The following is a 15,224-nucleotide window of genomic DNA, read 5'->3' on the forward strand; positions in this document are numbered from 1 at the left end:
GAAAAGAAGACCCAGGGAGGAAAGACCATGAAAACGGAGCCAGAAAGGACATTATCGGCGACGGAAGGCGAGGCCGGCCGGGCATTGCTGCTACCTACGACACCAAACGAGGTCACCAATACGCTCAGCCATTATTACCGCGGTGAACTCGGGCGGATGACGAGCTGGCGCGACCGCATCGACCGAACGTCCAACTGGGCAATCACCGTGGTTGCAGCACTCCTTTCGGTGTCGCTGTCGACGCCGACCTCGCATCACGGGGTGCTGTTGTTCGGGATGATGCTGGTGACGCTGCTTCTGATGATCGAGGCGCGGCGCTACCGCTTCTTCGATATCTATCGCGCGCGCATTCGCCAGATCGAGCGCTGCTATTTCGCACAGATTCTGGCGCCCGACGCCAATGCCGGCAGCGAATGGGCGGTGGTGGTCGCCCGCAGCCTGCGCAAGCCGCGCTTTCTGCTCAGCTATCAAGAGGCGATGCACCGCCGGCTCAAACGCAATTATGGCTGGATGTATTTCATCCTGCTGCTCGCCTGGTGCCTGAAGATCTCGACGCCGAAACTGCAGACGGAGGGGATGCCGGCGCTGCAGGCGCAGTCGTGGGCCTATGTCATCGACAATGCCGTGCTCGGGCCGGTTCCCGGCCTTGCGGTCATTGCAGCCGTCGTCGCCTTCTATCTCGGCATGCTCGGTTTCGCCCTGCGTCCGGATCGCGACGAAGGCGAATTCGGCCATGGCGAAGCCCATGTCTGATGCGGTGAGCATGATGTTACGCGAAAAAGCCGTTCACTCTTTTCGGCATCATGCTCCAGAGCCGATCAGTGCAGGATGAACTCGCCCTTCAGTGCCCGCCATTCGGTTGCTGAGATCAGCTGGCGGTGGATGTAGCGCACCGAATGCAGCGGCCCGTCGAGCTTCTCTTCCCAGAATTTCAGGAAGCCGCGCATTTCGGGAAAATCAGGGGCGAGGTCGTAATCCTGCCAGACATAGGTCTGTAGGATCACCGGGTGGTCCGGCAGGCGGTAGAGGATCTGGGCGGTCGTCAGACCATAGCCCTTCAGTTGTTTTTCCATGTCCTTATGCATCGTATTCCGCTTCTTCTTGTTCCCACTCGCGCGCTTATTAGCGCTGCATGATATGGAAACATGCGAGTGGTTAACGGAAGCTTTACAGATACTTCGTAAAAGGGCAATTTATTTTTAATATCAATGGTTTGGCAGCATCGTCCCGAGAGTGCTGCCAAAGGCTCAGCGCTTGAGATGCCGGGTCAGGCGGCGCTCGAACCAGGCCCAGAGATGGCGCAAGGCCTCGACGATGGTGAGGTAGAAGATCGCCGCCCAGAGATAGGTCTGGTAGTCGAAAGTGCGGGAGAAGGCGTAGCGGGTTTCACCCATCAGGTCGAGCACGGTGATGATGGCGACGACCGCCGAGCCCTTGATCAGCAGGATGATCTCGTTGCCATAAGGCCGAAGTGCGACGATGAGAGCCTGCGGCATGATGATCTTGCGGAAGGCGATGAACTTGTGGATGCCAAGTGCTGCGGCCGCCTCGTGCTGGCCATGCGGCACACTTTCGACGGCGCCGCGCAGGATTTCCGCCTGGTAGGCCGCGGTGTTGATGGTCATGGCAAAGAGGCCGCAATACCAGGCATCGCGGAAGAACCACCAGATGCCGACGGCCTCAAGCTGCGGCCGGAATATGCCGAGGCCGTAATAGACCAGGAACAGCTGGGCAAGCAGCGGCGTGCCGCGGAAGAAATAGATGTAGCCGTAGGCCAGCGCATTCAGCACCCGGTTCCTTGACATGCGCGCCATGGCAAGCGGCAGGGACAGGATGGCGCCGCAGATAACGGAAATGAAGACGAGGCTCAGCGTTATCCAGAGGCCATGGAGATAACGCGGCCCGTAGCGGGTGAATTTTTCCGGATCCCAGCCATTGATGACGGAGATCACCAGGAGCACCCCAAGCAGAGCCCAGAGAGCGACGAGGATATAGCCGGCCATGCGCGCCGGCGTCATCGGCTTCATCACCTTGCGGGGGGCGGGCTGCGGCGGAATCAGCGTTTCGGCGTAACTCATCGGCGGACCTCCGAACGCTTGGCCCAACGCTCGACATAGACGAGCAGAAAGGAGGAGAGGATGGCGAGCACCAGATAGAGGCAACAGGCCAGACCATAAAAGAAGAAGGGTTCCTTGGTCACGCGCACGGCGACACTCGTCTGGCGCAGGATATCGGCAAGGCTGATGATCGAGACATAGGAGGTATCCTTCAGCAGCACCATCCAGAGGTTCGTCAGGCCCGGCAGCGCGATGCGCACGAGTTGCGGCAGGATGATCAGGCGCAGCGTGCGGCCGCGATGCAGCCCAAGCGCGTCTCCCGCCTCATATTGTCCTTTGGGAATGGCGTGGAAGGCCGAGAGCAGCACTTCCGAACAGTAGGCGGAGAAGACGACCGAAAGCGCGATGACGCCGGCGAGGAAGGCGTTGATCTCGATCGGCGGTCCGTCATAACCGACGAAGGTCAGCAGAGACTGGATCAGCATCTGCATGCCGTAATAGATGATGAAGAGCGTCAAAAGCTCCGGCAGGCCGCGGAAGATCGTGGTGTAGATACCAGCCGCCAGCCGCAGCGGCTTTTCCTCCGACTGCTGGCCGAGCGCCACCAGGAAGCCGATGGCGAGGCCGATCGGTAGGGTGACGATCGCCACCGAAATGGTGACCTGCAGGCCAAGCGCAATCTCGTCGCCCCAGCCGGTATCGCCACAGGCAAGGATCGTCGACTGACCTAACCACGTGAAGATGCCAACGGGTCCGCACAGCGGATCGAATATGTGCACAATCCAGCTCCAGAAGGAGCTCAGCGCGGAAAATAATCCGCCCATGCGAGAATTCCCCTCACGGCTTTTGCCGTTTTAATCTTGCAATCCTTGTCAAACAAAAATGGCGGAAGAGCAAGCCTTCCGCCATTACCTTCGTCGGCCAGATAACGAATTTCTTATTGGCCGTAAACGTCGAAGTCGAAGTACTTGTCCTGGATCTTCTTGTATTCACCGCTGGCGCGGATCGCGGCGATCGCCGTGTTCAGCTTTTCCCTGAGCGGATCGCCCTGGCGGATAGCAATGCCTGCGCCGTTGCCATTGATTTCCTTGTCGACCGGCAGGGTCGTCAGGATCTTGCAGCAAGCGCCGGCGTCGGACTTTACCCATTCGGAGAGAACGACGACGTCGTCGATGACGGCGTCAACACGGCCGCTGGCAACGTCGAGCTTGTATTCGTCAGCGGTCGGATAGAGCTTGAGCTCGGTGTCGGCGAGATGCTTCTCGGCATAGTTGGCGTGTGTCGTGGAGGTCTGCGCGCCGATCACCTTGCCCTTGAGGCCGGCGACGTCCGATATCGTCGAATCCTTCGGCACGGCAATGGCCGGCGGGGTGTTGTAGTACTTGTTTGAGAAGTCGACGAGCTTCAGACGCTCCGGCGTGATCGACATGGAGGAGACGATCATGTCGAACTTCTTGGCGTTGAGCGCCGGGATGATGCCATCCCAGTCGGTGCTGACGAAGGTGCATTCAGCCTTCATCTCGGCGCAGAGCGCCTTGGTGATGTCGATGTCGAAGCCTTGGATGGTGCCGCTGGCATCGACGAATTCGAAGGGCGGATAGGTCGAATCGGTGCCGATCACATATTTCTCGCCATCGGCCATGGCCGATCCGGCAAAAAGGGACATCGCCGCGATCGAGGCTGCCGCGAAAATACGGGTAGAATTAAGCATGAGGATCCTCTCTGTTGGTGGCCGTCGCTCCTTATTTCTGTTGGGCTGACGGCCGCAGTTCAACGGTGCTGAGACCGCCTTGCGGCGATAATCAGACTTTTTTTCATGGAATTGCAACACAAATCCCATCGCAATTGTGCGGTGCAAATAGCAGGCGAGATGAACGCCGGCAGACTGCAACATTCACGCGAGGTTAATCCCCAACTTCTTAGAACCGGAACAAATCGGCGGCTCGGCAATTGCCATTCCGCCGTTTCGCCTCAATGCGAGGCTAGGGGCGGAACCAGGGCCTGGCGGCCTCAAGAAGCTCAAACAGGATCGAGGAAACCCGATGGGCATGAAATCAAGATTGTTCGCAAGCGCGGCTTTTCCGTTGCTTTCTTTTTCGCTGGCTTTGCAGCCGGCAGCGGCGATGGCGGCCGTGCGCGACGTCGCGACGCAGGCTTCGCCCGTGCGGCAGGCCGAGCAGGGCAGCTTCCAGGTGGCGCAGGATGCGCCTTCCGAAGAGGAGTTGCTGAAGAAGAAGCGCAAGCAGAAGGAGGAAGCCCCGGCCGAACAGGCGCCCGCCGCCGAGAAGCCGGCGCAGCAGGAAGCGCCCGCGGAAAAGCCGAAGGCTGAGCGCAAGGAAGCTCCGGCACCTGAACCCAAGGCAGAGCCTGAGGCGCCCAAGGCCGAAGCAGCGCCGAAAGAAGAGCCTGCTCAGCAGCCGGAAAGCAAGCCCGCGCGGAAAGCCAAATCGGAAGCGCAGCCCGAGGCAAAGCCCGAGGCCGAGCAGCCGGTAACCCAGGAAAAGCCGAAAAAGCCGAAGAAGACGGAGGCGCAGCAGGCCGAACCCGAACAGCAGCCGGCAGCAAAGGAAGCTCAGCCGGAAGCGGAGCAAGCACAGCCCGAAGCCAAGCCGGAAGGTGGCAAACGGGATAAAGGACAGGACAAGGCCCAGGGCAGGGATAAAGGCAAGGGTAAGGCCGAGAAAGAAGCTCAGCCTGCCGCTCCCGAAGCCGTGACACCGACTGCAGAAACGGCCAAGCCCGAAGCCACGCCTGAGGCAAAACCCGCCGCCGAGGCGCCGGCCGAGAAAAAGCCGACAAAGGGTGAGACTGCAGCACCAGCAGACAAAGCACCCACAGACAAAGCAACCGAAGGCAAGGCAACCGAAGGCAAGGCGACGGAGGACAAGGCGGCGGCACCGGAAGCCGCACCCGTCGAAAAGCCCAAGGACGGCACGGCGGCAAAGCCCGCCGGTGAGCAGCCCGCCGGCGCACAGCCGGCCGTGCCCGCAACTGACACTGCCCAGCCGCTGCCGGATGCCAGCGGCGGCCAGCAGGTTGAGCAGGCTATTCCGGCGCCGGAAAAGGCTTCGCCCGAGGAACTGGAGCGCCGCAAGAAGATCGCCGCAGATCCGGCCAAGAGCAGCGAGACCGTCGTGCTGCCGGTGGAGAACGGCGCGGCCGTGCTCGACAGCGACAAGGATGCCGACCGCAGCAAGGGCCGGGAAGGCCGCCGCGACCGCGACAGGCAGCGCGCCGACAGCCAGGAGGTGAAGGTGCCGACCTCCGATGCCGATGCACAGGCCGCCACCGGCGGCAAGGCGCCGGCGCCAGTCAAACTCGAGGCGGTGACGCGCGAGAAGGGCAGGAAGCTCGATGAGCGGCCACGATTCGTCCGTCCCGACGGCGCGCGCTTCGACGACCGCGGCGACGACAGCCGTGTGATCATCCAATACGACAACAGGACGATCGTGCGCGGCGACGATGACAGGCGCTTCCTGCGCGACGGCGAACGACCGAGCTACGAAGAGCTCTCCGGCGACCGCTACCGCGAGACGATCACGCGGCCGGAAGGCTATCGCATCGTGACGATCCGCAACCGCTACGGCGACATCATCCAGCGCTCGCGCGTCGATGCCGGCGGACGCGAGAACGTGCTCTATTATTCGCAGGATCTCTATGACGATCCGGACCGCGACTATTTCGAGGATCCGGGCGCCGACCTGCCGCCGATGCGGCTGCGTGTGCCGCTCAGCGACTACATCATCGACACCCGCAGCGACCCGAACCGGGACTATTACGAGTTCCTGAGCGAGCCGCCCGTCGAGCCGGTCGAGCGCGTCTATTCGCTGGATGAGGTGAAGTATTCGGCCCGTATCCGCGACAAGGTGCGTCGCATCGATCTCGACACGATCACCTTCGCGACCGGCAGCGCCGATATCCCGATGACCCAGGCGCGCACGTTGCGCAAGGTCGCCGACGCGATCAGCCAGGTGCTCGAGAAAGATCCGAGCGAAACCTTCCTGATCGAGGGTCATACTGATGCTGTCGGCTCAGACCAGAGCAACCTGATCCTCTCCGACCAGCGGGCGGAATCGGTCGCCAACGTGCTCTCCGACGTCTACGGCATCGCGCCGGAGAACCTCGCGACGCAGGGCTATGGTGAGAACTATCTCAAGGTCAACACGTCAGCGCCCGAACAGGAAAACCGCCGCGTCACCATCCGCCGCGTCACGGCACTGGTCCGCCCGGTCGCTGCCAACAAGTGATGATGTGGATGCCCCTCTCCATTCTTGGGGAGGGGCATTCCGTTCTTGCTTCTGCTTTCCAAGCGGCTTGAAGGATGGTTGAGACGTGCGGCTTCTTCTCCCCAGCGGGGCGGTGCCGGCAGGAGAGCGGATTGTCGTCGATCATCGGAGGCATTGCGACGCCTTTAGCGCCTATGCGGGGCTGCCGACGCCACGTATCTTTGAATTCATACGGCGCAAATCGCGATGGCCGCATGCCCTTTTGGTGGATTGCCGGATAAGCTCACTGTGCTTTCTTAGCCGACCGTATCTCCGGTACTTTTAAGGAAAAAGTGCATTTTTTGGGTATCAATTGGAACGCTAATCCTGTCATCCGGGCCAACGCGCGATGACGCGTGGATCTGGGCAGTAAAGGCCGCTGACCCGACCTTGCCAATCGCCAGTGTGTATGGACCGAGAGGCTCGATATCGGCGACATGAAGGCTCACAGTTGGAACGTTGGGATCCCCAACCATAGTATGTTCCGGTCGGATTCCGAGAACCACTGACTGTTCCACTGCCGCCGAAAGGCTCTCGGCTCTTTGTGTAGGAACCGGAATGTCGACCCCACCTTCGGCTTGGAAGGCAATTTCACCGGAGTTTTGCACAAGTCGCCCCTCGATGAAATTCATGCTTGGCGAGCCGATGAAGGCAGCGACAAAGAGGTTCTTCGGGGATTCATAAAGGGTGATCGGGTCAGCGGCCTGCTCGATCCGCCCTTGATTCATAACCACGACCCGATCTGCCATCGTCATCGCCTCTACCTGATCGTGTGTAACGTACACGATCGTGGTTTTGAGCCTGCGGTGTAAGAGCTTGATTTCTGTCCGCATTTCAATGCGCAATTTAGCGTCGAGGTTGGACAGTGGTTCGTCGAACAGGAACACATCCGGCTGGCGAACGATCGCTCGACCAATCGCCACACGTTGGCGTTGGCCACCTGAGAGCGCGTTCGGCTTGCGTTTCAAATAGGCACCGAGATTGAGAATGCGCGCCGCATTTGCAACGGCGGCATCGATGTCCTGCTTCGGAGTTCCGCGCACCTTCATGCCGTAGCCGATGTTTTCGGCGACTGTCATATGCGGATAGAGCGCGTAATTCTGAAACACCATCGAGCAATTGCGCAGACCCGGGCGCAGCGCAGTAACGTCCCGCTCGCCGATACGGATTTCCCCTGACGTCGTCTGTTCCAGCCCCGCGATCATCCGCAGGGTGGTTGTCTTCCCGCAGCCGGAAGGCCCGACAAGAACCACGAATTCCTTGTCGGCAATTGCCAAATCGAGCGAAGGAATGACCTCAACGCTACCAAAGGATTTGGTGACCTGATCCAAACGCACCTGGGACATGCTGTAACCTTTTCATGAGAATTCCATCGCCTGGCCCCAGCGCATCGGCCCGAAAATCGGAATCGATTTTCGGAAAGCACGATGCGAGAAAGAGTTAGAGCGTCCTTCGTCCGAAAGGACGCACGGCGCTCTAAGCGGCGATGGTTTGCTTCTTCTTTCAACGATGTCTGATCTCATCCCGGCACCGCCGGGATGAGATGTTGAGGATGGGCTTACTTCGCAGGCAGGCCCATCGACGAACGATAGGCTGCCAGTTGCTTGTCGCGGCCGAACTCGTCCGTCAGCTTGTTCCATCCGGCAGCCACGGTATCCAGCGCCTGCTGCGGCGTCACCTCTCCAGCCAATGCCTTGGAAAGCTCGATTTCGAGAATTTCCGTATAGGAGAAATAGCCCGGCAGGCGCATGTCGAGCGCCGTGTTCTTGGCGGTCACCGCGTCCTTCTGGCTTCCAAGATATTCCTTGGCCTCACGCTCGGAAAAGATCTTCGACCACAACGCCGTATTTGTCGTGTGCGAAAGACGGTAAGGATTGACGCCTGTGCCGCCGGTGATGGCCGCTTGACCGGAAACCGCCGGGCTCGTCAGGAACTGGATATAGTTCCAAGCTGCCTCCTGGTTCTTGGAAGACGACGGAACAGCCGCCTGCCAACCGCCGAAGGCCATGAAGGAAGTCTGGACGACCTCTGGCTGCTTGTCCCACTTCTTGGTCTTGTAGTTCCAGATCTCGTCGGAGCCCGGCAGCGATGCCGAACCGACGCTGCCAGCAACCTTCGACTGCTTCGGGTCGGCGGCGATGACGCCGGTATCGCCCCAGCCGATCGATTCCGCGACCTGGCCACCGGCAAAGGCCGCGTTCACTTCGCCGAACGAGAAGTTCAGCGCATTTGGCGGTGCGAGCTTGGAGGCGCGAATATATTCCTCCAGGCCGCGCACCCAGCCCGGATTGTTGACCTGTGCATCCATCGTATCCGGATCGAAGAACATGCCGCCGGGATTGTCGGGATGGCTGGTGTATCCCGCCACGTGACTGAACAGGAACCAGAATTGCTGGCCGCCACGGCGGAAGGCTTCCGCCGTGCCCCAAAGGCCCTTGTCCGGCTGCTGGAAGAATTCAGCGATGTCGAGATACTGCTTCCATGTCTTGGGCGGGGCCAGATCATAGCCATACTTCGCCTTGAAGGCGCTCTGGTTTTCCGCGTTTTCAAACAGATCAATGCGGTAGGTATAGGTATGGGCATCACCGTCCATGGTCTGCGACAGGACCTTGCCGTTCCAGACCATCAGTTGCTCGCGGTAAACCGGCGCGATGTCCTCCCAGTCGGCACCTGATTGCATATTCTTCGGCATTTCTGAGAGAAAGTCGGTGAAGTCCGGTGCCCAGGCCGGCGCAAAGGCGACCACGTCGAACGTGTCTTCGCCCGAAGTCAACGAGGTTACGATTTTCGGATAGAGTTCCGACCACGGAAATTCGACGACATTCACCTTGCCGCAGGTCTTTTCTTCCCAGCCCTTGGCCGCGAGTTGCAGTGCAGAGGCGATATAGGGCCCAGTCTGCGTCGTGGCAGTGAGTGTGACACCGGTGTAGTCCGGTTCGCACGCGAGCGCCGGTGCGGTGCCCGCCGCCGCAAACAGTACCGCGGCCGTTGAACTCAGTAGCAATCTTCTCATGTTTTCCTCCCCGGAATTGAACAATGACTAGGCTTGTCGAACGGTCACTTTATTGCTCCTAAAAGCAGGCCAGACCGCATCAGCCTGCTCAAAATGCCCGCCATGACGACCATGGGTATGATCGCGACCAGGGCGGCTGCCGATATCGACCACCACTCATCGCCGCGCTGGCTGTTTTGCCCTGCGACGAGAATGGGAAGTGTCTGCCATTTGGAACTGGTCAGGAAGAGTGCGAACAGGAACTCGTTCCAGACGAAGGCGAGCGTGATCATGAATGTCGCGATCAGGCCCGGCTTGGACATGGGCAGGACGATACCGAAGAAAATTCTCCACGACGGCACATTGTCGACCATCGCCGCCTCTTCGACTTCAACCGGCAGTGCCGCAAAGAAATCGCGCATCAGCCAGATCACGATCGGTAGCGAGAAGGCGACATAGGCGAAGGTGAGGCCTGTATAGGTGTCCACAAGCTTGAACCCCAACTTGCCGATTTCCGTATACATCAGGAACAAGGCAAAGGCGGCGACGATCGGCGGAAACATGCGCTGGCTCACAAACCAGAAGACGATATCATCATTGCCGAGGAGCGGCCCTGGAAGCTTCATTCGGCTGGAGCCAATGGCGAGCGCAAGCGCTGCAACAAAGGCAAAGATCAGCGAAATAGCCTGCCCGTAGCCCAGTACATGACGGCCAAGCAGATATCCCCCGAAGGCAACAACGACGAAAATCACCCCGGATAGCAGCTTCACCTCGAAGGTGAAGCGCACCAGCGCATAGGCTGCCATGGATCCGATGAAGGTGGCCAGCACCGATGCGGATAGCCCGATGATCGTCGAGGCGATGAAGGTGTTGTAGAACTGGCCGCGCGCGCCCGACAGAAGCTCGCTCCAGGCTGTCAGCGTCGGGTCGAAATCGACGAACGGAATATAGGTCGGTCCGCCGACGACGCCGAGCGGCGACTTGAACGAGGTGATCGCCACCCAGTAAAGCGGAAAGAAGGTGAAGGCGAGCCAGAGCAGGCAGCCTGCGAGCGCCAACCAGCGGCCGGATCCTTTGAGGTCACGCACGCTCATTTGTGCTTCTCCAGATAAGGCTTCAGGATGGCGAGATAGACGAGCCCGATCACGGTAATGACGATCAGAAACAGGAAGGAAAGGGCGGAGGTGTAGCCGAGGTTGAACTTCTTGAAGCCCTCCTGATACGCGAACAAGGTGAGCGTTTCGGTCGAAATGCCGGGCCCTCCGCCTGTCATGACGAACACCGTGTCGATGATCTTGTAGCTCTCGATGAGGCGGATGAAGACCACCGCCACCGAAATTGGCAGCATCATCGGGAAAGTGATCCCCCAGAACTGCTGCCAGGGGCTGGCATTTTCAAGCGCGGCAGCCTCGTAGACGTCCTCCGGCAGGGTTTGCAAGCCGGCAAGAAGCATGAGGATGACGAAGGGTGTCCACTGCCACACTTCGACGGAAATGATGGCGCCGATAGCCCATCTGGTCTGCGTCAGAAACGGCAGGTTGGGAAAACCGAAGACGGTCATCAGCTCATTGAGCGGGCCCATCGTGGGATTGAGGATCTGGCGGGCAATCAGTGCAACGGCAACGGGCGCCACCAGCATCGGCACCAGGAAGCTGACCCGGAACAAGCCTTCGCCGGGCACACGACGGCTGAGCGCCAGCGCCACGGAAAAACCGATGACATATTGCAGCGTCACCGCGACAGAGGCGATGATCGTCGTCGTCCAGGTGACACTCCAGAAGCGCGGATTCTGAAGCAGTTCCGTATAGTTGCCGAAGCCGACGAAACGCGCGGGGATCGGCGGCACGAGCCGCAGGCTCATGAAGCTGGTGGTCAGCGAATAGATCAGCGGGAAGATCGAGATCACCAGCACGATCAGCAACGCCGGCCAGATGAAGAAGTGTTTGACTGGATCGTTGCGGGTCATGCTGCGTCTCCCTTCTGGAGAAGCGCCTCGATTTCCTCGATCTTCGGCATTGCAGGCGCGGTACCCCGCCGCGTCACCGCAATACCGGCGGTCGCGCAGCCGAAACGCACGGCCTCGACCGGACTAGCGCCCCGCGAGAGCGCTGCCGAGAAGCCACCGACAAATGCGTCGCCGGCGCCGGTGGTATCGATGACTGCTCCCGACGAGACCGCCGGAACATGAACCGATTGCCCGGCCGTATGATAGAGCACACCGCGACCACCCAGGGTGATCAGCGCGGCTTTCACGCCCTTGGCAAGAAAGGCGTCGCCAGCCCGTCTGGCGTCGTCGAGCGTGTCGAGCGGAAAACCGACGATGGCCGCCGCCTCGGTTTCGTTTGGCACGATATAGTCGCAGAGCGGATAGATCGTGTCTGGAAACGGCTCGGCCGGCGCGGGATTGAAAACAGTGGTAACGCCGGCCGCATGGGCGATTTCGAGGGCGCGTTGCGCCGCTTCAGCCGGTTGTTCGAGCTGGGTCACGAAAACAGCCGATTGTTCGATGGTTTCGCGTGCCGCTTCGACATCACCAACGCCGATGGTGCCTGCGGCACCTGGATAGACGATAATCGCATTGTCGCCGTTACCGTCATTCACGTAGATGAAGGCAGCGCCGGTCGGCATATCGTCCATCTGTACAACCTTCGGCGTCACGCCTGCTTCCGCATAGGTCTTCAGCGCCATGTCGCCGAACGTGTCGCGGCCGATCTTCGAGATGAAGGAGACCGTTCCACCGGCGCGGGCAGCAGCGACAGCCTGGTTGGATCCCTTGCCGCCCGGGCCTACTGCAAAACCGGTCCCGGTGATGGTCTCGCCAACGTTTGGCATGCGCTTGGCCAGATAGGCCGTGTCGGCGACGAAAATCCCGAGGATCGAAACACCCACCTTCATTATCGTTTCCCCTCAAACGGTTTCCGGCGGAATCACGCCTTTGGTGAAGAGGAAGCAGCCGTAGAAGCGGTTTTCGCCCGTGGTGATGACGCAATAGGCCTTTTTGGCCTCCTCATAGAAGGCGAAACGCTCGATGCCATACATCGGCGCCGGCTTGCCCTCGGCGCCGTCGATAGCGGCCTGGACTTCCTGCTGCACTGGAGGGATCTCGTCCGGCGCGCCCATGATTTCCATTCGTCCGGCGGACGGCTGCAGCGGCGTATCCAGCGGCATCACCGAAAGAATAGCTTTGATGGCGCGGGCAGCAGACACATTGTCTATGCGCAACAGCTTGCCGAGCACCGTTTGCCGGGCAATGGAATCCGAAGGAAAATTGGTGTCGGAAACGACGACCGTGTCGCCATGCCCCATGGACCGGAGCGCGTGCAACACGTCCGCATTCAGAGCCGGATCGATATTCTTCAGCATGAAAATCCTCCCTTAGTTGCACCATTTCGCAGCACCTCGTGCCGCGAAACAGAGCCCAATAACCGCAGCTCCGTTACAGTTCTGCGATTCCCTCAAATTCCGTTATTCTCGCCTGCCGGTGCGGTTCTCCTCCTGCCCGGATGATCAGGGTTGGAGCCCTTATTCTCCGTAGGGGATCCAGATATTCTTCACATCCACAGCGCGGCGAAGGTATATCGCGCCTTCGGCAGCGGCTCTGTCCATCCAGTCCGTCGCCTTGCCATTGTCCACGAGGGTTCGCTTGAGATTGCCCGAAGAAAGCTTCTCCACCATCGTCGAAAGTTCCGCCGAGCCGAAGGCCCACAAGGCATCAACGTCATTGTGCGCGGCAAGGATCTTTGCCAGTTCGATCGCCGACCCGGTGACGATATTGACGACACCGGCAGGCACATCCGACGTTTCCAGAACTGAATAGAAATCCGTGGCCGAAAGCGGGAAGGCCTCACTCGGCACCGCGACGACACGATTGCCGGTAGCAATCAACGGCGCAATCAGACTGATAAAGCCGAGCAGCGGCGCTTCCGGCGGGCAAATGACGCCAACGACGCCGATGGCTTCCGGTATGGCCAAGGCAACGCCGCGAAGCGGCGGCTGGTGAATGCCGCCTTCATATTTGTCCGCCCAGGCTGCGTAGGTGAAGAGACGGGAAATCGCGGCGTCGACCTCGGCATTTGCATTGGCTGCGGAAGCTCCGGTCATCGCTGTTATCCGCGAGGCGAACTCGTCGGCGCGGCCACTGAGGTTTTCGGCGATGTAATAGAGAATCTGGGCGCGGTTATGAGTGGTCGCATTCGACCAGGCGGAGGCGGCCTGGGCGGCTACCACCGCATTGCGGATGTCCTTGCGGTTGCCTTCGCCGACCTCCCCGATTGCCTTGCCCTTGGGTGAGGCGATGACACGGGAATAATTGCCGTCCGGGCGTGCCTGCTTGCCGCCGATGAAGAGCTTTGCCGTCCGGTCGATGCTTGGCAGGGCAAAATCGCCGGCAACCGGCTTTAGTTGCGAAAGTGCGGGCATAGCTGCGCGCGCCTTGCGACCGACCCAAGCCTTCGGCTTCAGATATTCGTAGCAACCTTCGCGTCCGCCTTCGCGGCCGAATCCGGATTCGCGCTTGCCGCCAAAACCGACGGCGGCATCGAAAAGATTGGTGGCATTCACCCAGACCACGCCGGCTGCAAGCTTTGCCGCAACGTTCAGCGCCAAGCCGATCGTCTCGCTCCAGACGCTGGCGGCGAGGCCGTAGCGGGTGTGATTGGCAAGCTGGATAGCCTCTTCCGGTGTGCGGAAAGTCATGGAGACCGCAACCGGCCCGAAGATTTCCTCGGTCGCGACGATCGATGTCGGCTGCACGCCGCTCAGCAGCGTCGGCGGGTAGAAGCTGCCGCCCTTCGGCAGGTCGATCTTAGCCTGATGCAGCGTCGCGCCTTCTGAAACTCCCTTTTTCACCAACGCTTCGATACGCGTCAATTGCACGGGCGCGATGATCGCACCCATATCGATGCACTTGTCCAAAGGCTGACCGACCCGCAATGTCTCCATCCGGCGCTTTAGCCGCTCGTGGAAAAGATCGGCAATGCCTTCCTGGACCAGAAGCCGCGAACCGGCGCAGCAGACCTGCCCCTGGTTGAACCAGATCGCATCGACAACGCCTTCCACGGCGCCGTCAATATCGGCGTCGTCAAAAACGACGAAAGGGGACTTGCCGCCGAGTTCCAGCGTCAAGGATTTGCCGCTACCCGCGGTGCGCTCGCGAATAACGCGCCCGACTTCGGTCGATCCGGTAAAGGCAATTTTGTCGATATCCGCATGCCCGACAAGCAGCGCGCCTGTCTCGCCTTCTCCCGTCACGATATTGAGTACGCCCGGCGGAAGGCCCGCCGCGGATGCCAGTTCGGCAAAGAGAAGCGCCGTCAGCGAGGTGAATTCGGCAGGCTTCAGGATGACGGTGTTGCCGAGCGCCAAAGCAGGCGCCACTTTCCAGGCCAGCATCAGGAACGGGAAATTCCACGGGATAATCTGGCCGACGACGCCCACCGGCACATGATCGGCAAATTCCGTGTCCTGGATTTGCGCCCATCCGGCGTGATGATAGAAATGACGGGCTGCCAGGGGCACGTCGAGATCGCGGGTTTCGCGGATGGGCTTGCCATTGTCGATTGCCTCGACCACAGCAATCAGACGCGCATGGCGCTGGATCATCCGGGCAAGTGCATAGAGATGGCGCGCCCGCGCGTGGCCCGGCAATCTCGCCCATGACGCCTGTGCCTTGCGAGCCGCAGCAACCGCGTTATCCACATCCGCCGCGCCGCCGTTCGCGAGCTTCGCCAGGACCTTGCCGGTGGCTGGCTCGAACGTCTCGAAGTTCTTTCCCGACGCGGAGGGCACGAATGCGCCATTGATGAAGTGACCGAAACCGGAAGCGTGGCGTGCCAGCCAGTCGCGAGCTTCGGTATCGGATTCAGGGGCGGGGCCGTAGGACATCTCGTCGAAATACTTTGCAACAGTCAT

The 15,224-nt window shown here is 60.2% G+C and carries 13 protein-coding genes; 2 read left to right on the forward strand and 11 right to left on the reverse strand.

The window, feature by feature from the left end; all coding sequences use genetic code 11:
- Positions 1 to 27: 27 nt before the first annotated feature.
- Positions 28 to 753: a DUF2270 domain-containing protein gene (locus FFM53_RS24235; protein ID WP_138391006.1), complete on the forward strand. Its 726-nt coding sequence runs from the start codon at positions 28 to 30 to the stop codon at positions 751 to 753.
- Between the two features lie 65 nt (positions 754 to 818).
- Here FFM53_RS24235 and FFM53_RS24240 read toward each other — a convergent pair whose 3' ends face one another.
- The 4 genes from FFM53_RS24240 to FFM53_RS24255 form a co-directional block, all read right to left on the reverse strand.
- Complete coding sequence (locus tag FFM53_RS24240) at positions 819 to 1,085, reverse strand: usg protein (protein WP_062942183.1); 267 nt, start codon at positions 1,083 to 1,085, stop codon at positions 819 to 821.
- A gap of 162 nt (positions 1,086 to 1,247) precedes the next feature.
- Complete coding sequence (locus FFM53_RS24245; RefSeq protein ID WP_138329199.1) at positions 1,248 to 2,078, reverse strand: ABC transporter permease; 831 nt, start codon at positions 2,076 to 2,078, stop codon at positions 1,248 to 1,250.
- On the reverse strand, positions 2,075 to 2,881 hold the full coding sequence (locus FFM53_RS24250; protein ID WP_138329200.1) for an ABC transporter permease: 807 nt from the start codon (positions 2,879 to 2,881) through the stop codon (positions 2,075 to 2,077). Before FFM53_RS24250 ends, FFM53_RS24245 begins: the two co-directional genes overlap by 4 nt.
- 113 nt (positions 2,882 to 2,994) lie before the next feature.
- Entirely contained in the window at positions 2,995 to 3,768 is a 774-nt protein-coding gene (locus tag FFM53_RS24255; protein ID WP_003560025.1) for a transporter substrate-binding domain-containing protein, read from the reverse strand.
- Between the two features lie 331 nt (positions 3,769 to 4,099).
- Between FFM53_RS24255 and FFM53_RS24260 the strand changes: the two genes are divergently transcribed.
- The gene (locus tag FFM53_RS24260; RefSeq protein WP_138391007.1) at positions 4,100 to 6,304 is read left to right on the forward strand and encodes an OmpA family protein; all 2,205 of its coding nucleotides are present in this window, start codon (positions 4,100 to 4,102) and stop codon (positions 6,302 to 6,304) included.
- Between the two features lie 275 nt (positions 6,305 to 6,579).
- On the opposite strand, the gene FFM53_RS24265 is transcribed toward FFM53_RS24260, so the two are convergent.
- The 7 genes from FFM53_RS24265 to FFM53_RS24295 all read right to left on the reverse strand — a co-directional run bounded on the left by FFM53_RS24265 (position 6,580) and on the right by FFM53_RS24295 (position 15,224).
- A complete protein-coding gene (locus FFM53_RS24265) occupies positions 6,580 to 7,668 on the reverse strand; it encodes an ABC transporter ATP-binding protein (protein ID WP_138329202.1) in 1,089 nt (362 codons plus the stop codon).
- Positions 7,669 to 7,880: 212 nt separating this feature from the next.
- Positions 7,881 to 9,335: an extracellular solute-binding protein gene (locus FFM53_RS24270; RefSeq protein ID WP_138329203.1), complete on the reverse strand. Its 1,455-nt coding sequence runs from the start codon at positions 9,333 to 9,335 to the stop codon at positions 7,881 to 7,883.
- Positions 9,336 to 9,379: 44 nt separating this feature from the next.
- A complete protein-coding gene (locus FFM53_RS24275; protein WP_138329204.1) occupies positions 9,380 to 10,408 on the reverse strand; it encodes a carbohydrate ABC transporter permease in 1,029 nt (342 codons plus the stop codon).
- A complete protein-coding gene (locus FFM53_RS24280; protein ID WP_138329205.1) occupies positions 10,405 to 11,280 on the reverse strand; it encodes a carbohydrate ABC transporter permease in 876 nt (291 codons plus the stop codon). Before FFM53_RS24280 ends, FFM53_RS24275 begins: the two co-directional genes overlap by 4 nt.
- A complete protein-coding gene (gene rbsK / locus FFM53_RS24285; RefSeq protein ID WP_138329206.1) occupies positions 11,277 to 12,209 on the reverse strand; it encodes a ribokinase in 933 nt (310 codons plus the stop codon). The genes FFM53_RS24280 and rbsK overlap by 4 nt, the downstream gene beginning before the upstream one ends.
- Positions 12,210 to 12,221: 12 nt before the next feature.
- The gene (locus tag FFM53_RS24290) at positions 12,222 to 12,677 is read right to left on the reverse strand and encodes an RbsD/FucU family protein (protein WP_138329207.1); all 456 of its coding nucleotides are present in this window, start codon (positions 12,675 to 12,677) and stop codon (positions 12,222 to 12,224) included.
- 159 nt (positions 12,678 to 12,836) lie between these two features.
- Positions 12,837 to 15,224 carry an aldehyde dehydrogenase family protein gene (locus tag FFM53_RS24295; protein ID WP_138329208.1) on the reverse strand — a complete coding sequence of 796 codons (2,388 nt, stop codon included), beginning with the start codon at positions 15,222 to 15,224 and terminating at the stop codon, positions 12,837 to 12,839.

Origin of the sequence: Rhizobium indicum (assembly GCF_005862305.2) — a bacterium.
In the GTDB taxonomy this organism is placed as follows: domain Bacteria; phylum Pseudomonadota; class Alphaproteobacteria; order Rhizobiales; family Rhizobiaceae; genus Rhizobium; species Rhizobium indicum.